General features: G+C 46.5%; 2 protein-coding genes. One reads left to right on the forward strand and one right to left on the reverse strand.

Annotation, left to right across the window (positions count from 1 at the left end):
• Window positions 1-378 precede the first annotated feature (378 nt).
• On the forward strand, window positions 379-1,722 hold the full coding sequence (locus R8N28_RS23635) for a sigma-54 dependent transcriptional regulator (protein WP_318183479.1): 1,344 nt from the start codon (window positions 379-381) through the stop codon (window positions 1,720-1,722).
• Window positions 1,723-1,806: 84 nt separating this feature from the next.
• Here R8N28_RS23635 and R8N28_RS23640 read toward each other — a convergent pair.
• The coding region (locus R8N28_RS23640) for an NAD(P)/FAD-dependent oxidoreductase (RefSeq protein WP_318183480.1) at window positions 1,807-2,938 on the reverse strand (1,132 nt) is incomplete at its 5' end.

The following is a 2,938-nucleotide window of genomic DNA, read 5'->3' on the forward strand; positions in this document are numbered from 1 at the left end:
TTTATAAGTCGCTATTTTTAAAGCGTTTATTTAAAAAAAGCCGTTATATTTAAGATGAGAGAGAAACCATTCGTGAATAATTTACACAGAAGAAATGTAATTTTTAATCATTGAAGAAGAAAAGATAAATAGAGAAGAAATAACATCTCATCCTTTCGTTTATTTTTTACGCAAAAACCATCAAGTGAGATTAATTTCTAAGGATTACAATTCCACACAACAAATAAGGAAAGAAAAACGATGTAGATATATAGTTTGCTGTTGATCTCACTATATTAATAACCAACCAGATTCTAAACAGACTTTGACAATATTTTGTCTTGTACAGCTTAAATAATACACGTACATTGTTTCTGTTATAGTGAAGAGGACATTTCTATGTCGATGCCAAGCCTGTTTCTAAGAATACAAGACCCCGCCCTCAAAGAGGCTATCGCTTCTTGTCAGGAATTACATAAGTTCCGTTTGTATGACACAGAAACGGACGATGATTGGATTGATCACTTCGTCGACGTTCAACCGGATGTCGCGATTGTCGAAGTGGCACATTTCACTCACGCTGATTACCAGCGACTTTCCGATATCGAAGCCATTTACGACATGGACTTAATCATCATCAGTTCAGGCGCGCCTAACGAGAACCTCGATAAACTGATGAACCTAGGTGCCATTTTTCACTACAGAAAACCCGTCGACCTCACCATCCTGTCTGATACGCTGACCGAAGTGAGCCAGTATTATCAACACAAGCAGGAGCAAGGACGTAAAGTCGCCACCAGCGATTTGGATCAATTTGGTTTGCTAGTTGGCTCATCTTCTCCGATGCACCAGCTGTACCGCATGATCCGCCGTGTCGCAAAAACCGAAGCCAACGTATTGATTGTCGGTGAAAGTGGCTCAGGTAAAGAGCTTGTGGCACAAACCATCCATCTCGCCAGCGAGCGTAAGCAGCAACCTTTTATTGCCATCAACTGTGGTGCCATTAGCCCAGAACTGGTCGATAGCGAACTGTTTGGCCACGAAAAAGGCGCATTTACTGGCGCGAACAAAACTCACCAAGGGGTATTTAAGCAAGCGGAAGGCGGCACGCTGTTTTTGGATGAAATTACGGAGATGCCGATCGAGCATCAAGTGAAACTGCTGCGTGTGCTAGAAACTGGCGAATACCGCCCAGTGGGCAGTAATACCGTCCACATCGCCAATACCCGCATCGTCGCGGCGACCAACCGCGATCCTAAAGTCGCGATCGAAGAACAATTTCTACGTGAAGACCTATTTTTCAGGCTATCGCACTTCCCGCTAACCGTTCCACCATTACGCGAACGCGGCGGAGACATCGTCGGATTAGCCAAACACTTTATTGCGCACCGCAACGCTAACGAATCCAAAACGAAGACGATTCTCGACTCGGCAATCCAAAAAATCGCCATGCACGATTGGCCTGGCAACGTTCGAGAACTCAAACACACCATCGAGCGAGCGTTCATTCTCGCCGACGATACCATTAAAGATGAACATCTGATTTTCGATACGCCGCCACTAGAAACTGGCACCCGATTAGAAGATATGGTGCCTGCTGGCGTATCGTTAGAAGAGCTGGAAAAAGCCGCTATTCTCAATACGCTTGAAGAGAATCAAGGCAACAAAACGGAATCGGCTCAGGAGCTGGGTATCAGCGTTAAAACGCTGTACAACAAGCTCGAAAAGTATCAAGACGAGTAAACACACCGTAAATAGCAAAAGAGCACTGAATTGAATTCAGTGCTCTTTTTCATCGTCTCTTTCTATCTTGCATGCAGCGCTGGATTACACCCACTGACCTGCCACAAAGCCACTCGACCAGCACCATTGGAAGTTATAGCCACCTAACCAACCGGTAACGTCCATCACTTCTCCGATGAAGTACAAGCCTTTGATGTTTTTACATTCCATGGTTTTAGAAGACAGGTGATCGGTATCTACACCACCCAAAGTCACTTCCGCCGTGCGGTAGCCTTCGGTGCCATTAGGTGCGATTGACCAGTTTTCTAAACGCTCCACCACGCTAGCAAGCTCTTTCGGGTTGAACTGCTTGAGAGGTTTATCCATCAGCTCTTTACGTTCAATCAGCACTTCCACTAAACGCTTTGGCAGTACTTTTGCTAAGGTATTCTTTAGCGATTGATTTGGATGTTTCTCAAGGCTGCGCTCGAGCAGCAGAGCGATGTCTTCGTTAGGAACTAAGTTGATAGAAACTTTCTGACCCGCTTTCCAGAAAGAGGAAATTTGCAAAACCGAAGGGCCCGATAAGCCGCGGTGAGTAAACAACAGCGCTTCTTTGAACATGGTGCCGTCTTCGGCGGTAATTTCCGCAGGCACAGCAATGCCAGACAGTTCAGCAAAATCTTCTTTGTCTTCTTTGTGCAGCGTAAATGGCACAAGTCCCGCCGTGGTAGGGATTACTGGCAGACCAAACTGCTCAGCCACTTTGTAACCAAATGGCGTCGCGCCCAGTTTTGGCATGGAAAGGCCACCGGTCGCAATCACCAAAGATTCGCACTCAATGAGCTCAGTACCCGCGTGCAGACGAAAGCCTTCTTCGGTTTTCTCAATGGTGTGCACATCGCATTGGTAACGCTGTTGAATGTTTGGCATGTCACACTCGGCCAGCAGCATCTTCACAATGTCTTTGGCGGTAAAGGCATCGACACAAAACAATTGGCCGTGGTCGCGCTCTTCAAACTCGATGCCGTGTTTGCTGACCATGGAGATGAAGTCCCAGTTGGTGTATTGCGACAGCGCCGATTTCACGAAGTGTGGGTTTTGGCATAGGTAGTTGCTGGCTGATACGTCGTAGTTGGTGAAGTTGCAGCGGCCACCACCAGAGATAAGGATTTTACGTCCTGGCTTTTTGGCATGATCCAGCACAAGCACACTGCGTCCGCGCTTGCCTGCTTCT

This window comes from Vibrio sp. Vb1554, assembly GCF_033344235.1.

Bases quoted from the DNA above. Each gene is read 5' to 3' on its own strand.
- R8N28_RS23635 (WP_318183479.1), top strand. From the start codon at position 379: ATGTCGATGCCAAGCCTGTTTCTAAGAATACAAGACCCCGCCCTCAAA.